The sequence below is a fragment of the Geomicrobium sp. JCM 19038 genome (genome assembly GCF_000698125.1).
In the GTDB taxonomy this organism is placed as follows: Bacteria; Bacillota; Bacilli; order Bacillales; family Marinococcaceae; genus Geomicrobium_A.
Genome location: NZ_BAXA01000006.1, coordinates 197,088 through 210,912, shown reverse-complemented (window position 1 = coordinate 210,912; position 13,825 = coordinate 197,088). Strand labels below are relative to the sequence as shown.

General features: G+C 41.0%; 17 protein-coding genes. 15 read left to right on the top strand and 2 right to left on the bottom strand.

Features of this window, described 5'->3' with window-relative positions:
- The coding region (locus tag JCM19038_RS22285) for a hypothetical protein (RefSeq protein WP_193745105.1) at nucleotides 1-306 on the bottom strand (306 nt) is incomplete at its 3' end.
- Between the two features lie 196 nt (nucleotides 307-502).
- Between JCM19038_RS22285 and JCM19038_RS10090 the strand changes: the two genes are divergently transcribed.
- The 12 genes from JCM19038_RS10090 (at nucleotide 503) to JCM19038_RS10040 (ending at nucleotide 11,217) form a co-directional block, all read left to right on the top strand.
- Nucleotides 503-1,555, top strand: coding sequence for a YncE family protein (locus JCM19038_RS10090; RefSeq protein WP_042417412.1), 1,053 nt, complete (start codon nucleotides 503-505; stop codon nucleotides 1,553-1,555).
- Between the two features lie 173 nt (nucleotides 1,556-1,728).
- Nucleotides 1,729-2,532 carry a helix-turn-helix transcriptional regulator gene (locus JCM19038_RS20750; protein WP_052361410.1) on the top strand — a complete coding sequence of 268 codons (804 nt, stop codon included), beginning with the start codon at nucleotides 1,729-1,731 and terminating at the stop codon, nucleotides 2,530-2,532.
- Nucleotides 2,529-3,248, top strand: coding sequence for an ABC transporter substrate-binding protein (locus JCM19038_RS20745; RefSeq protein ID WP_052361408.1), 720 nt, complete (start codon nucleotides 2,529-2,531; stop codon nucleotides 3,246-3,248). The genes JCM19038_RS20750 and JCM19038_RS20745 overlap by 4 nt, the downstream gene beginning before the upstream one ends.
- Nucleotides 3,249-3,350: 102 nt before the next feature.
- Complete coding sequence (locus JCM19038_RS10080; protein ID WP_042417408.1) at nucleotides 3,351-4,325, top strand: ABC transporter substrate-binding protein; 975 nt, start codon at nucleotides 3,351-3,353, stop codon at nucleotides 4,323-4,325.
- 3 nt (nucleotides 4,326-4,328) lie between these two features.
- Nucleotides 4,329-5,339 carry an iron ABC transporter permease gene (locus tag JCM19038_RS10075; protein ID WP_042417406.1) on the top strand — a complete coding sequence of 337 codons (1,011 nt, stop codon included), beginning with the start codon at nucleotides 4,329-4,331 and terminating at the stop codon, nucleotides 5,337-5,339.
- A complete protein-coding gene (locus JCM19038_RS10070) occupies nucleotides 5,336-6,376 on the top strand; it encodes an iron ABC transporter permease (protein ID WP_042417404.1) in 1,041 nt (346 codons plus the stop codon). Before JCM19038_RS10075 ends, JCM19038_RS10070 begins: the two co-directional genes overlap by 4 nt.
- Nucleotides 6,377-6,384: 8 nt before the next feature.
- The gene (locus tag JCM19038_RS10065) at nucleotides 6,385-7,212 is read left to right on the top strand and encodes an ABC transporter ATP-binding protein (RefSeq protein ID WP_042417401.1); all 828 of its coding nucleotides are present in this window, start codon (nucleotides 6,385-6,387) and stop codon (nucleotides 7,210-7,212) included.
- 14 nt (nucleotides 7,213-7,226) lie between these two features.
- A complete protein-coding gene (locus tag JCM19038_RS10060; RefSeq protein ID WP_052361406.1) occupies nucleotides 7,227-7,955 on the top strand; it encodes an IucA/IucC family C-terminal-domain containing protein in 729 nt (242 codons plus the stop codon).
- Nucleotides 7,956-8,438: 483 nt separating this feature from the next.
- Nucleotides 8,439-8,651, top strand: coding sequence for a hypothetical protein (locus tag JCM19038_RS10055; RefSeq protein ID WP_042417398.1), 213 nt, complete (start codon nucleotides 8,439-8,441; stop codon nucleotides 8,649-8,651).
- A gap of 75 nt (nucleotides 8,652-8,726) precedes the next feature.
- On the top strand, nucleotides 8,727-9,119 hold the full coding sequence (locus tag JCM19038_RS10050) for a hypothetical protein (RefSeq protein WP_152549396.1): 393 nt from the start codon (nucleotides 8,727-8,729) through the stop codon (nucleotides 9,117-9,119).
- Between the two features lie 93 nt (nucleotides 9,120-9,212).
- Nucleotides 9,213-10,247: a serine hydrolase gene (locus tag JCM19038_RS10045; RefSeq protein WP_042417394.1), complete on the top strand. Its 1,035-nt coding sequence runs from the start codon at nucleotides 9,213-9,215 to the stop codon at nucleotides 10,245-10,247.
- Between the two features lie 112 nt (nucleotides 10,248-10,359).
- A complete protein-coding gene (locus JCM19038_RS10040) occupies nucleotides 10,360-11,217 on the top strand; it encodes an aminoglycoside 6-adenylyltransferase (RefSeq protein WP_042417392.1) in 858 nt (285 codons plus the stop codon).
- A gap of 14 nt (nucleotides 11,218-11,231) precedes the next feature.
- On the opposite strand, the gene JCM19038_RS10035 is transcribed toward JCM19038_RS10040, so the two are convergent.
- Nucleotides 11,232-11,546 carry a ferritin-like domain-containing protein gene (locus tag JCM19038_RS10035; RefSeq protein WP_373902787.1) on the bottom strand — a complete coding sequence of 105 codons (315 nt, stop codon included), beginning with the start codon at nucleotides 11,544-11,546 and terminating at the stop codon, nucleotides 11,232-11,234.
- A 349-nt stretch (nucleotides 11,547-11,895) separates the two neighbouring features.
- Here JCM19038_RS10035 and JCM19038_RS10030 point away from each other — a divergent pair, with 349 nt between their 5' ends.
- The 3 genes from JCM19038_RS10030 (at nucleotide 11,896) to JCM19038_RS10020 (ending at nucleotide 13,448) form a co-directional block, all read left to right on the top strand.
- Nucleotides 11,896-12,300, top strand: coding sequence for a VOC family protein (locus tag JCM19038_RS10030; RefSeq protein WP_042417389.1), 405 nt, complete (start codon nucleotides 11,896-11,898; stop codon nucleotides 12,298-12,300).
- 36 nt (nucleotides 12,301-12,336) lie between these two features.
- Nucleotides 12,337-12,915, top strand: a complete 579-nt coding sequence (locus tag JCM19038_RS10025; protein ID WP_042417387.1) for a dienelactone hydrolase family protein — start codon at nucleotides 12,337-12,339, stop codon at nucleotides 12,913-12,915.
- Between the two features lie 131 nt (nucleotides 12,916-13,046).
- Entirely contained in the window at nucleotides 13,047-13,448 is a 402-nt protein-coding gene (locus tag JCM19038_RS10020) for a VOC family protein (RefSeq protein ID WP_238554367.1), read from the top strand.
- Nucleotides 13,449-13,825: the final 377 nt, after the last annotated feature.

The window sequence follows — 13,825 nt, the reverse complement described above, 5'->3', positions numbered from 1 at the left end:
GCCGGTCCCCGGTGGTCCTGTCGCTCCAGTAGCGCCAGTAGCCCCAGCAGGTCCTGTCGCACCGGTCCCAGGTCCTGTCGCCCCAGTAGCGCCAGTAGCCCCAGCCGGTCCCGTAGGTCCAGTTGGGCAAGATGGACAAGTTGCCCAAGTCGAACCGTTAATTAAATTATTATTAATATAGATTGAACACGGCCCGCAACCGCAATTTTTCTTTCGGTTTGGTCCGAGGTGGTGTTTACCTTTTGGTCCGCATGCACAGTTAATGTTCGTTGGAGTGCTGTGTCCTGAATCTTTTTTATGCTCCAATTCTATTCCCCCTATAGATTTCTCCTTTAACGTTACTGTACGAACATAAGGTCAAAAAGGTTCGTGATTGAATGCATTAAGTTGTGAACATCTGCACCCATCTTTTGTAATCAGCTATAAAATAGTTACTCCGACTAACACGGGCGAGAGGTACCTGTACATAAGCTATATAGATACTAGAGAAAGGAGCGATTATATGGATGATTGTTGTAAAAGAATTGAAATTAATAACAACCTTATCAACGGTCCGGCTAATGTTATTCCGCCGACTGCTCCTACGGCACCAACGCAACCGACAATTCCTCCAGCACCGACCGCACCTACAGGTTTAAATAAGGTATATGGTCTACAGTCATTACCAGGAAATACAGCAGTTTTTGATGGATTTACAAATGAACAAATTGGTACGTTGCCAACTTTTCCTCTCTCATTTGCGTTTGCGATTGCTGTTGATCCTTACCGAAATTATGTGTATATTGCAGCTGCAAATGAGCCCGGAACGGTGTATGTATATAGTGCAGTAGATGAAAGTCTAATCACACAATTTGGACTTTCAACTCCAGGACCTAATCCAGAGGCCATTGAAATCAACTTCACAACAAATAAACTTTATGTGGCAACACTAACGGGCAGATTATTTGTCGTTGACGGGGAAACGTTTACCGTGGAAGCTGTTATTGGTGAAGGAGTCTTTCCTTCAGCGTTAAATGCACTTGCAGTGAATTCACTAACTAATTTAATTTATATTGTAAGCGGTGGGTTACTCGCCAATGAAATGAACGTTGTAAATGGTGCGACAAATGAAATTATCGGACCGTTTACAGAGGGATTAGTTGACCCAAGCGATGTGATTGTTGATGAGCGAACGAACCTTGTTTATGTTACGAATAATGGTGGAGGTACAGTGACGGTTTATGACGGAAGTACGTTGGCGTTAGTTAACACGATTGTCGTAAACGGTAGTCCTAACCGTGTTGAAATCGACCCTTTATTTAATGAACTATATGTTACTAATGGGGATGGGTACGTTACGGTAATCGACGAAACAACGTCAGCGATCATTGCTGAAATTCCGGTTGCTGATCCAGGCGCAAACCCTGTTACGATTGGGTTGAACCCGTATACTCGTCGAGCATATGTTGGTTTTTCAAATCGACAATTAATTTCTATTATTGATATGGATACGAAAACTGAGATTGGCTCTTTGCCTAAACAATCAAGTGCGTTTCGAGTAGTAACACTGCCATAGCTAAGCTAAAAAGGGTGAAAAAGATCATTAACGAAACGGTTTATGGTCTTTTTTGTACGTGAAAATAGGAGGTTTGAAGGAATTTACTTACATTTTAGTCGATTTTGTGTAGTCTTGAACGTTGTTCATGATATTATAATGATAATGATTATCATTATCGGTGGTGAGAGGCGATGAACCAATGTACGTTCACTCAATATGTGGATGAACGAATGTTTGAATTTGTACGAGCGATTGAAGGAGATAACGATACGATCGATGGGGAATGTCTATACATCGCACAGAAGAATGAGAGACAAGTGATCGCAACGAAAGATTGTCTAGCCGACGAGAAAGTTTTGTTTCAGTTGGTTTGTAATGCATACAAAAAAGATCAGGACGAGAATGTTCTCATTCTTGAAACGATGTACAACGTGTATGTGGAATTCTCAATGAATGAAATTATTACACGTAAAGTAGAGCAACTTGTTTCTGATTCGCAAGATTCAGAAGCGTCTTCGTTTACGTTAACGTACCGGTTTTATGAATTTCTCGATCTTGTTATGCAAGTATTACAAGATCAAAAGAAAGATTCATTGCATACACGTTTAGCTGATACAAAGACGTACATGGATCATTTTTATAATGCGCCTCTAACACGTAGTGATTTAGCACAGCGAGCAGGAGTCAACGTTGACTACTTTTCTCGTTCATTTAAAGCGCGCTATAAGGAAAGTCCGATGTCTTATTTAAATCGTGTACGTATTACTCATGCCAAGAGCCTTCTACTAAACAAAAACAAAACGATACGTGAAGTAGCTTTTGATGTTGGTTTCAAAGATGAGTTTTATTTTAGTCGCCAGTTTAAACGACAGATGGGACGTTCACCACAGAGCTATGTGAAGCGCTCGATCGTTTCAATAAAAGTAGCCTCATTACATCATCTTGTTACTGGTCATTTGTATGCGCTAAATCATCTGCCCATTCAGCAATTATGAATCATTCGTATCCTCTATCTTTGAAAGAAGCGGGTGTTGAAGAAATTGGGCAAGAAAGTGTAGATGTGGATAAGTTATTCACAATTCAACCGGATGTAGTCATTCAAAAGGCCCCGATGAGTGACGCAGTACAGATAAAGTCAACGATCATTAATCAGATTGCGCCCGTTGTGAATCTTGCATATGACGGAACGTGGCGAGAACACTTCACACAAATTGCATCGGTAATCGATCGCGAAAAAGAAGCACAACAATGGCTAGAACAGTATGAACAAAAGGCTAGCAGTTTAAGAGATTCCCTCAGAAAGTACATAGGGAAAGAGACAGTGATTGTCGTAGGTATAGGAGAAATAGGCTACTGTCTTTATGGTATGAGAAATATGGGAGCGGTCATGTATGATGACTTGCGGATGGAAGTACCTAAGAGCATTCAGAATATCGCTCATATTAAAGAAGTTACGCTAGAAGAGATTATGGAAATCAATGCGGATCGCATCATCCTAACGTTATATAGAAGTCACAAGCGATTGCCGAGTGTGAAGAAGGTTACTCAGCATTTGCAGCAATTAAATCAAGATCATCGATGGCAATCATTAAAAGCGGTGAAAAACAAACAATTGTACGGGTTGTATGACACGAATCATTTGTATACGAGCTATAATGCCTATTCGCATAATCTTTTATTAGATAAACTATCAGAGTTCTTTGTTAAATAATGTCTGAAATCTTAAGGTTGATGTCGTTATTGTCTATGTTGGTCACGTCCGAATAGGCATATAATCAACAATGAGAATCATTATCAACAAATGGAGGTTGCCATGAAGATCATACGTTTAATTCCGCTTGCATCAATTCTTGTATTAATTGGTTGTGGTAGTGACGAACCGACGACAAGTGATGCGGGTCAAGATACAGAAGAGAACACAGAATCATATACAGTGGAACATAGCTTAGGGGTCGCTGAATTCGAAGAACCTCCTGAGAAGGTTGTCACGTTATTCCAAGGAGCGAACGACACAGCTGCAGCTCTTGGTTATGAACCGGTGGGGATTGTGGAGTCATGGTTAGAACCACCGGTATATGAATACTTACGAGAAGATTTAGGTGAAAGTACGGTTGTAGGTGACGAAATTCAACCGAATCTAGAAGAAATCGCAGCGCTTGAACCAGACGTCATCATTGCAACCCAGTCACGTCACGAAGAAATCTATGAGCAACTGTCTGGCATTGCACCAACGGTTGTTGTTGATGAACTGAATGATTTTAAGATGACGTTAGACATGATGGGCGAAGCGCTCGCTGTTGAAGATGAAGCCGAATCGCTATTAACGGCGTGGGATGAAAGAATCGAACATTTTAAATCAGAAATGGAACAAGTCGAAGAGTACCCTATGACGCGTTCGATTATTAATTTCAGATCGGATTCATTGCGTCTATTTGTAGGTGGGTTCCCTGGAAGTATTCTTGAAGATGCAGGGTTTGAGATGCCTGAGAATCAACAAGAAGCCTATGATGCTGAAGAGGCATTTATTGAGTTAACGAATACAGAGAGCATCCCTGAACTTAACAGTGATCAGTTCTTTATTTATCTTCAAGGCAACCAAGATGAAGATGAATTGGATGAGTCTTGGGATCTTTGGACAGAGCATCCGCTATGGGAAGAATTAGATGCGGTTGAGAATGATCAAGTCGAGATGGTCGACGAAGTGACGTGGAGCATGGGCGCGGGTTATATCGCAGCCAACGAAATGCTAGATGATTTATACGAAATGTATGGTATCGAAAAGGAATAAGTCATGCGTGAGCGACTACTAACGACGAGGTCAAAAATCATTGGCCTCATTCTCTTAATTCTACTGTTTATTCTATCTCTCTACATGAGCATTCAAGTAGGCCAACAACAGGTTGCTTGGTATGTAATGTTTGACGCACTAATGGAGTATGACCCTACAAATGCTGATCACGTCGTTTTGTATCATCGCTTATCGCGCGCGGCGTCAGCCATTTTAATTGGATTAAGTCTTGCTGTCTCAGGTGCTATGTTGCAGGCGTTAACGCGCAACCCATTAGCGTCCCCAGGTGTATTTGGAATTAACGCGGGGGCACTGTTTTTTGTCGTTGTTGCGATTTCATTCTTCTCAATTCAGGCATTAACGTCACTGTTTTGGTTTGCATTTGCAGGGGCATTGCTTGCGGCGGTGCTCGTCTACGTTCTTGGTACTGTTGGTGACGAAGGGTTTTCTCCGGTGCGTGTCGTGTTAGCTGGAACGGCGATTAATGCATTGTTCGTTTCGTTTACGCAAGGGTTGCTCGTTACAAATGAAGCGAATCTTGATCGCGTATTGCTGTGGATGGCAGGTACAGTTGCTAACCGTCCAATTGAAGTTTTGCTGCCTGTCATTCCAATCGTTATGGTCGCTTTGATTATTGCGGCTTTAATTGCAAAACCTATGGATTTGTTGCATACAGGAGATGAGATTGCGAAAGGTCTTGGGCAGAGAGTACTTGCTTTAAAGATGTTGATCATACTCGTGGCAGTCATGTTAGCGGGTGGAGCGGTAGCGGTTGGGGGAATGATCGGATTTGTCGGATTAATCGTTCCTCACATTGCTCGTTTCTTCGTCGGTCATCAACACCTTTGGTTAATTCTATACTGTGTGTTCATTGGGGCAATACTGATGTTGAATGCCGATGTTGTTGGACGAATTGCTATACAACCTAGAGAAATTCCGATTGGTGTTGTAACGGCTTTAATCGGTACACCGTTTTTCATTTACATTGCTAGAAAAGGGTTTAAACAATCATGAAAAAAGTGTTCACACTACGTCCCCAGTCTGGTGCATTTTCCCTTCAATTACCGATCGTTCCGATCGTGTTCACATTGTGCTTGTTTCTCATGATGGTTGTGCTCATGATCGTCGGTTTGTCTCTTGGAAGTACGTGGGTGTCTCCATTGGCGATCCTGCAATATTTTATCGGCATTGATGTAGGTGCAAATACATTTATCATTGAGAGCTTGCGGTTACCTAGAATGTTAGTGGCATTACTCGCAGGAGCTGCGCTCGGTGTATCGGGATTGATTCTGCAAGAGATGGTTCGTAATCCACTTGCCTCCCCAGACATCATTGGTATTACAGGCGGTGGGGCTGTTGCAGCGGTCTTCTTTATTACAACGTTTAGCGGAGTATTGCCGATGAGCCTCCTACCGTTAGCTGCAATGCTCGGATCAGCAATCGTTTCTGTACTCATTTACGCTTTAGCATGGAAACAAGGTATCTCACCTCTACGATTAGTGCTAATTGGGATTGGGATTAATGCAGCGATGAGTGCTTTAACAACACTCATGATTATCTTTAGCCCCATTAATAGCAGTAGTCAGGCTTATGTGTGGATGACTGGGAGTGTGTATGGATCGTCTTGGAGTGCAGTTCAACAGATGTTTCCGTGGATTGGTTGTGCGATGATTTTGGCGCTTCTTTGTGCAAGAGCTGTGCATGTGCAACAACTAGGAGAAGATGTTGCAAAAAGTCTAGGTGCGCGCATTCAATGGCAACGATTAGGCATGATTACAGTAAGTGTCATCTTAGCGGGCGTCGCCGTTGCGTTCGCCGGAGGTATTAGTTTCGTCGGATTAATGGCACCGCATATTGCTCGTTTCGTAATCGGTCGATCCTTTGCGTTACTCGTTCCAACGGCTGCGATTATCGGTGGAACGATGGTGTTTGTCGCTGATGTAATAGGAAGGACGGCATTTTTGCCACTTGATGTTCCGGTGGGTGTACTCGTTTCAGGAATTGGTGCCCCGTTCTTTTTATATTTGTTGTATCGCAATCGAAAGGGTTGAAAAAAGTGATGGATGAAATGTTACGGACGAATTCACTTACACTCGGATTTAAAGATCGAATTGTCATTGATGAGCTAGACTTAGACATTCCAAAAGGAAAAGTAACGATTTTGGTTGGGGCAAATGGGTGTGGAAAATCGACGTTACTACGTTCGATTGCACGGTTGCTCAAACCGAAAAGTGGATCGATCGAATTAGATGGGTTGGATATGGATCAGCTCTCAACGAAGGAGATTGCAAAGCGTCTCGCTGTTCTCCCTCAAAGTACGAGTAGTCCAGAAGGCCTCACCGTCTCCCAACTCGTTAAACAAGGTCGTTATCCACACCAAACCCTACTAAAACAATGGTCGGTAGAAGACGAGGAAATCGTCAATGAAGCAATGACTTCAACGGGTGTGTTTGAGATGGCAGACCGCCCAGTAACTTCTTTATCTGGAGGTCAACGTCAGCGAGTGTGGATTGCGATGACGTTAGCACAACGTACAGAAACGTTACTTCTAGATGAACCGACGACGTTTTTAGACGTCGCTCACCAAATTGAAATTTTAGATCTTTGCCATATGTTAAATGAAGTGGAAGGTAAAACGATTGTCATCGTCTTGCACGATTTAAATTTAGCTGCCCGCTACGCGCATCACATGATTGCGCTTAAGAACAAAACGATCTATGCACAAGGCAGTCCGGAAGAAGTCGTCACGACCGAAATGATGAAGCAAGTCTTTGCATTAGATTGTGAAGTGATTGAAGACCCGATTACATTAACACCGATGACGATCCCTTACAGCAAGAAAGCGGCTCGTCGTGTAAAAGAGAGCCTTTGCATTATAGAAGCTTGAAAGGAGAAGGTAAGATGCGAGAATCTGCAACGATTGAACGCTTAGCTTCATTTGGAATTGAGCGTTACACATCGAACACAACAGGATTCCGTATGGACCACTTATTGGATCCATTGAAATGTCGAGATTTCTTGACGAGTTACATGGAAAAGATTGAAGCACCGAACATTAAAGTCGCAGCATCATTGTTTATTAAGTACTATGCTCGTGTGACCGTAGGCTCGTTATTGTATAGCTTAGGCAATTACAATCAGGCACTCTCGATGCCGTTAACTGGCTGTGTTTTTAATGAGGAACGCAAAAAGCTATGTATTCAAGAGCGGGAATGCCCATGGGATACGTGTCCAGCCGAGAATCGGATTGAGTGGCGTGATCGCACGTTACAGACGTTCTTTACGGAACATATGACGCCGCTTATTCGCGCGATTTCAACTGTGAGAATTTCTACGAGAATTCTTTGGGAGAATATCGCGATTCGCATTCATTCGGTTTATCGAAGCCTTCTTCAATCAACGGAATCGTGGATACAACGTGAACAATTATTGTCAGACTTTCAATGTTTACAACGAGCAGATGGTTCACTATTCGGATTGGATACCAATCCATTACAACCCTTTTTGCAAGAAGAAGCCGTTTTAGGCTCAGCGTGCACAAGAAAAACATGCTGCCTATTCCATCGAATTGAGAATAAAAAAGAAGACTTAGACTATTGTAAGATTTGCCCTTTGGAACGATCGTCATGATCGTTTCATTTTAGGTTTTACAACTTTATTATTAAGGTCACTGCGCTAAACTATTAGAATTTAGATAGTCATGAGTGAAGACTTGTTCAACATGGTTGCATTAGCATTAATGAATATTCTCAATTGACTCCTGTTACTTAAATAGTTATTAATAAATAATAATCGTGAACATGAAGGGAGATGACCTTCGTGTTTTTTGGTATGTCTGGGGTGCTTGGCAGATCTATAGGGTGGTTAAAGCAGTGTGGATTAAAAAAAATGCAATGAAAATCTCAGAATCAAGCAAATGAATAAACGGATAAAAGGCATACTAGATCATGCAATTATTCCAACTTTTTCAATCGAAATGCTCACTAAACTGAAACTTTGTAAGCAATTATCACGTATTAAAGATAAACATAACAATTCTATAAACTATATTTTCATCTTGCACTAACGTGGTAAAGTGTTTGTATAGAGAGAGAACCGAGGAGGATGATTGAAATGGAAGAAATTAAGATTCGTGAGATTACTAAAGTCGACGAGCATAATGGCGAAGTTAAGGTTATTCTTCTAGATCAGAATGTAAGTCGAGCGGTAGATGTTGTGATTGAAGATGGTCAACCATTGTTTAAACACTTTGACTTGAGAGTGGTTGTTCGTACTAGAATTGTTGATGAGATTCGTAAGCACTGGGACATTCAGTGTATTGTGTAGCACATAATATGTATCATAATTGACGTTTACGACTAATAGATATAGAACAACAATGGTAGGATTGGATTGATGTTTGTGTATATTCGTTTAGGTTTTTCAGTAGCGAGCTGGTTAGTTGCAATGATAATGGTGATTATGGTAGCTTCGCAGTCGCTTAGTGTGATGCATCTTTCGTTTACTTCTATCGGTGAAGTGATTGTAGCAATGGCTTATGTGAGTGTGTTCTTTGCGGTGCCGATTGCACTTGCGTTCTCTAATCGGATGGTTTTACGAGTTGTGTCAGGAATTTATCAACTTTTTGGTTTTTTTACGTTCTTCGTCGTGACGTTAACGATGATGGCATTTTCAAACGGAACGTTACTCAGTGGCTGGGCAATTTTCGGTACAGTACTTTGTTTGACGAGTGCGTTGATGACCATTTCTGTTAGTGAGCAAAAAAGAAGAGCGTATCAACTGCAATTTAATTGAGCGATTGAACGTATATCTTAGGACAAGGTATGCGTTTCTTTCATTTTTATAGACTGCATCGTTCTCACAAATAAAATCGAGTAGGTGATAATAATGAATCTGAGCGATGAATACATTGTTGAACGTATGAAACAGTACAATATCCAAGGTTTGAGTGTAACGGCAATTGACGGTGGAAATCAACGACTGTCACGACAATACGGAGTGGTTCAAGCAGGTAGTCATCGAAAGATAAAAACAGACACATTATTTAACGCATGTTCAGTGAGTAAATTCGTAACAGCTCTTACGGTATTAAAACTAGTGGAGCAAGGATTGCTTCACTTAGATCAACCGGTGAATGACAAGCTTATTCGTTGGAAAATTCCATCTAATAACAAAAAAGCCGTTACATTAAGGCATTTGCTTAGTCACCAAGCAGGTATCATTGATCCTAAAGAAAGCTTTCAAACGTATGAATCTCGTTTTGGAGTTCCTACGATGCCTGACATTTTAAATGGCAAAACAGCATATTGTTCAGTGCCGATCACAGTGGAGGTTGAGCCAGAACATGAATTTCACTATTCAGATGCGGGGTACTGCATTATTCAGCTTCTCATTGAGGATATAACGCGACAAACATTTGAGCGGGTAGTAAACAACCATGTATTTACGCCTCTTCAGTTACAAGCTCGTTATGTGACGCCAACGTCGCTTGCATACATTAGTGATGATTTGGCAAGGGGACATTCCAAACAAGGACAAGCCACATGCTTTACGGAAACGATTTATCCATATCCTGCAGCTTCTGGATTATGGGCGAGCTCAATAACACTTGCAAAGATCTTGCAAGAATTGTTAGATGCCCGACTCGGCAAGAGCACAATCGGTCTTTCAAAGAAACTAGCCAAAGAAATGCTGGCTCCTCAGTTTGGAAAAGCATGGTCAGGATTCGGTGTTTTTATTGAAGACTCTAAAGCAGGGAAAGAAATCGTAACATGGGGCTGGGGCAAGGGGTATCAATGTATGGGGTTTTTACATCCTGAATTCAACCGCGCAGCAGTCATTATGACCAATGGTGAACTAGGTGTCCATCAAATGGAAGGTTTGATTGGTGAAGTGTATCAATGTCTTACATATGAGAAGTGAGGGGATGTGTTGAAGAGATTTTAGAAAGATGCGCATGTAAAAGTTATCTTTAAGCTATAATAGGTGCCATTATATTTTCTTCTATGTATTCTCACCCTAAAAGGAGAACCCAATGCGATCAAGTGACGAAATGATGCAGTTAATTTTATCTGTAGCCAAACGAGATGAGCGTGTTCGAGCGGTCTACATGAATGGATCGCGGACGAATCCGAATGTCAGACCGGACTCTTTACAAGATTATGACATTGTCTATGTTGTTTCTGACATTGATTCGTTTCGCAAAGACAAGGAATGGATTCGTGTTTTTGGAGAGCTAATTATGGTTCAACAGCCTGAAGAGAATGACCTTTCGATTGGAATTGACCTTGATGTGACTGAATCGTATGCGTATTTGATGTTGTTTGAGGATGGCAATCGCGTTGATTTACGTCTCATTACTGTAGCTAAAATGCTCGAACAATATGGGAATGATACGTTAACGATTCCATTGCTTGATAAAGACCTTCAATTTCGAGAGATCCCGTTGGCATCCGATGAAAGTTATTGGGTAAAAGAACCTTCAGAAGCTGAGTACGTTAGTTGCTGCAACAATTTTCTTTGGTGTATCCAGAACGTCGCAAAAGGTCTTTGTCGGGCTGAGCTTTCGTATGCAAAGCAAATGTATGAAGTGATTGTTCGAGCGGATCTGCACCAAATGATTGACTGGTGGGTTGGCAGTCAACATTCGTATCGTGTCTCAACTGGAATGTTCGGGAAACATTATAATAAATTGCTTCCAATCGCACATTGGGAGCAGTATAAAAAGACGTATGCGAGTGCAAATCTTGAAGCTTCTTGGGATGCGTTGTTCACTGCTTGTCAACTGTTCAAGGCATTAGCCCAAGATGTTGCTGCAATACACCAATTCTCTTTCCTTGAAGAAGAACATCAGAAGATGTTGATGTACCTAAACGAACTAAACGAGAAGTAAATGCTACTCCTCGTTTAGTTCATGTTATTCAGAGTCATTTTTAGTTCGTCCACATGCTCACGCTGTTTGGAAAGAATGGTGTGGATGAGTTGTTGATTGTGCTCATCTAATTCTTCACTGGCAATTTTTTCGGTCATTTTGTTGCCATAAATGTTCTCCCCTTTTATGGCATGTTTGACAATCTCTTTTTCGTCGTGTGGACGATCGAACAGTTCACTCATAAAAAGTTCCATCTTGCCAACGATGCCTTCACTTTTCTTTGGTGTGCCTTCAAGTTCTAAAATGCGTGTGCTAAGTAAATTTGCATGGTCACGTAAATCAGATTGAATGGCGATAAATGGTTCTTTTAGTGGTGAAGATGGTGACAGCTTCTCAAGGTAACTTTCGTAAGCATCGACCCCATATGTTGGCCTTGTAACAATTTGTTTAGAGTTTCTACTTGATGATCTTTGCTCAATTGTGAACCCTCCTTACGTGTATCATGTGTAAATGAGGTTGTTTCCAAACTTAGAAATAATAGGAAATCAAAAATCGTGTTCAGTGAGCATAGCCTTTGCTCTTTATCCAATGCTTTACGACCAACGTAGTAGAGAAGAAAAGACAAATGTCGATCGCTGATTCTTTCAATATGTAGGAAACTTAATGTGCAAATGATACGATAGAAAGTAGGGACATCATATGAAGTTTAATGATTTTGTTGCGGCACAAGTACGAATTGCAAGGCCAACTGATCAATTCGAGCGGGTAATCGATTTCTATGTGAACGGTTTAGGACTCGTCGAGATTGAACGTTTTAAAGGTCAGCGTGGATATGAAGGTGTCATCGTCGGGTTGCCGAGTTCTGATTATCATTTAGAGTTCACCCGTCATCGTGACGGAAGCCCGTGTCCTGCTCCAACTCGAGACAATCTACTCGTCTTTTATATAGAGGACTACGAACAGGTTAGAAAGGTTGCTTCTCGGCTAGTAGAAATGGGCTACCCAGAAGTGGCGCCAGAAAATGAGTATTGGAAGGAAAAAGGAGTGACAATTGAGGACCCCGATGGTTGGAGAGTAGTGCTAATGAATCGCACGTATGGATGAAAAAACATAGAGGATTATGAAAGAACGGATGAAAAGATGAAAACAACCATTCTAATTTTGCATGAGATATATGGCGTTAATGCACATAGTAAAGATTACTGTGAAGCATTACGTAATGAGGGGTTTCACGTAGAAGTCATCAATTTTCTGCAAAGAGTCCATCCGTTTCGTTATGAAAAAGAAAATGAAGCCTATCGTTCATTTATGGAAGATGTCGGTTTTCAACAAGCTGTGCACACTGTAAACAAACGGATTAGAAATCTTCATGACGAGAATCGAAACGTTATCCTTATTGGGTTTAGCATAGGGGCAACGGTCGCTTGGCTTTGTGGAAAAGAAGATAATGTAATCGGAATCATAGGTTATTACGGTTCACGCATACGCGATTATGTTCATCAAATACCTAAAGCAGAATGTTTGTTATTTTATCCACATGTGGAGAAGTCATTTTCTGTAGATGCACTTGTGGACAAGCTAAAGGCAAAAGGAATCATCACCATTACATATCCAGTAACGCATGGATTTAGTGATCCTTATTCTGAGTATTTTGATAAAGCATCTGCGAAAGAAGCGTTTAAGGAGACGATTGCATTTATTAATCGCAATCGATTGTGATCGAAATGGCAATACAGTCTATAATAATAGGTGTCTGAATTAATAGTATAAAATTAAGCGGTGAGCATTTGCAGTATGAATCAATTACCAAGGGGTTACGCTATTATTACTTATAAAGGTGAGGTGTTGTGATGACAAGGGTGTTTGTTAATTTCCCAATTCGCGATTTGCAGAAATCAACACATTTTTATGAACAACTTGGCTTTAAAAAGAATGAGTTGTTCTCCAATGAACATTCAAGTGCGATGATGTGGAATGACCATTTTTGGATTATGATTTTAACTCATGACTTCTACAAGCAATTTCTTAAGAATAAAACCATTGCGGACACTCAAACAACAAGTGGGACCTTAATTGCCATTGAAATGGAGAGCGTTGAAGCTGTGAAGCAATTTGCTGAAACGGCAAAAGAACATGGTGGCGATTACTATCATTTAGATCACGGAATTCCAGAAGATCAAATGTATGGTCTAGAAGTCCAAGACCCAGATGGAAATATGCTCGAGCCAACATGGATGGCGCCAACTTCGTAGAAAATAAAATGGCGAGTAGAGGTGGCTATGTGGTAGCGAAGGTCTTATCGATGATAAGGCCTTTTTTGCATCAAGCAAGTAAGTATTGGGCTCAAAAACTACTTCATATTGCTGTACTTTAATGTTCATATGGATGTTGACATGGCATTTACTAAAAGGAAATCTTTAATAAATGAAGAAGAATTTAAAGGCATGTTACTTCGGATCTAAAACAATGAGAACCAGAGGCTTAAAGTGAGCTCGAAAATGGCTAAACGGTTTATAAATAAAGAAAAATTCAAATGATGTTGCGCTGTTCGATGGGTGATTACATTGTATCCCTCAAGTATGAAGTTTAAGTTGAAATAAAACGAGGAGCCGGAAATAAATGAGTATAG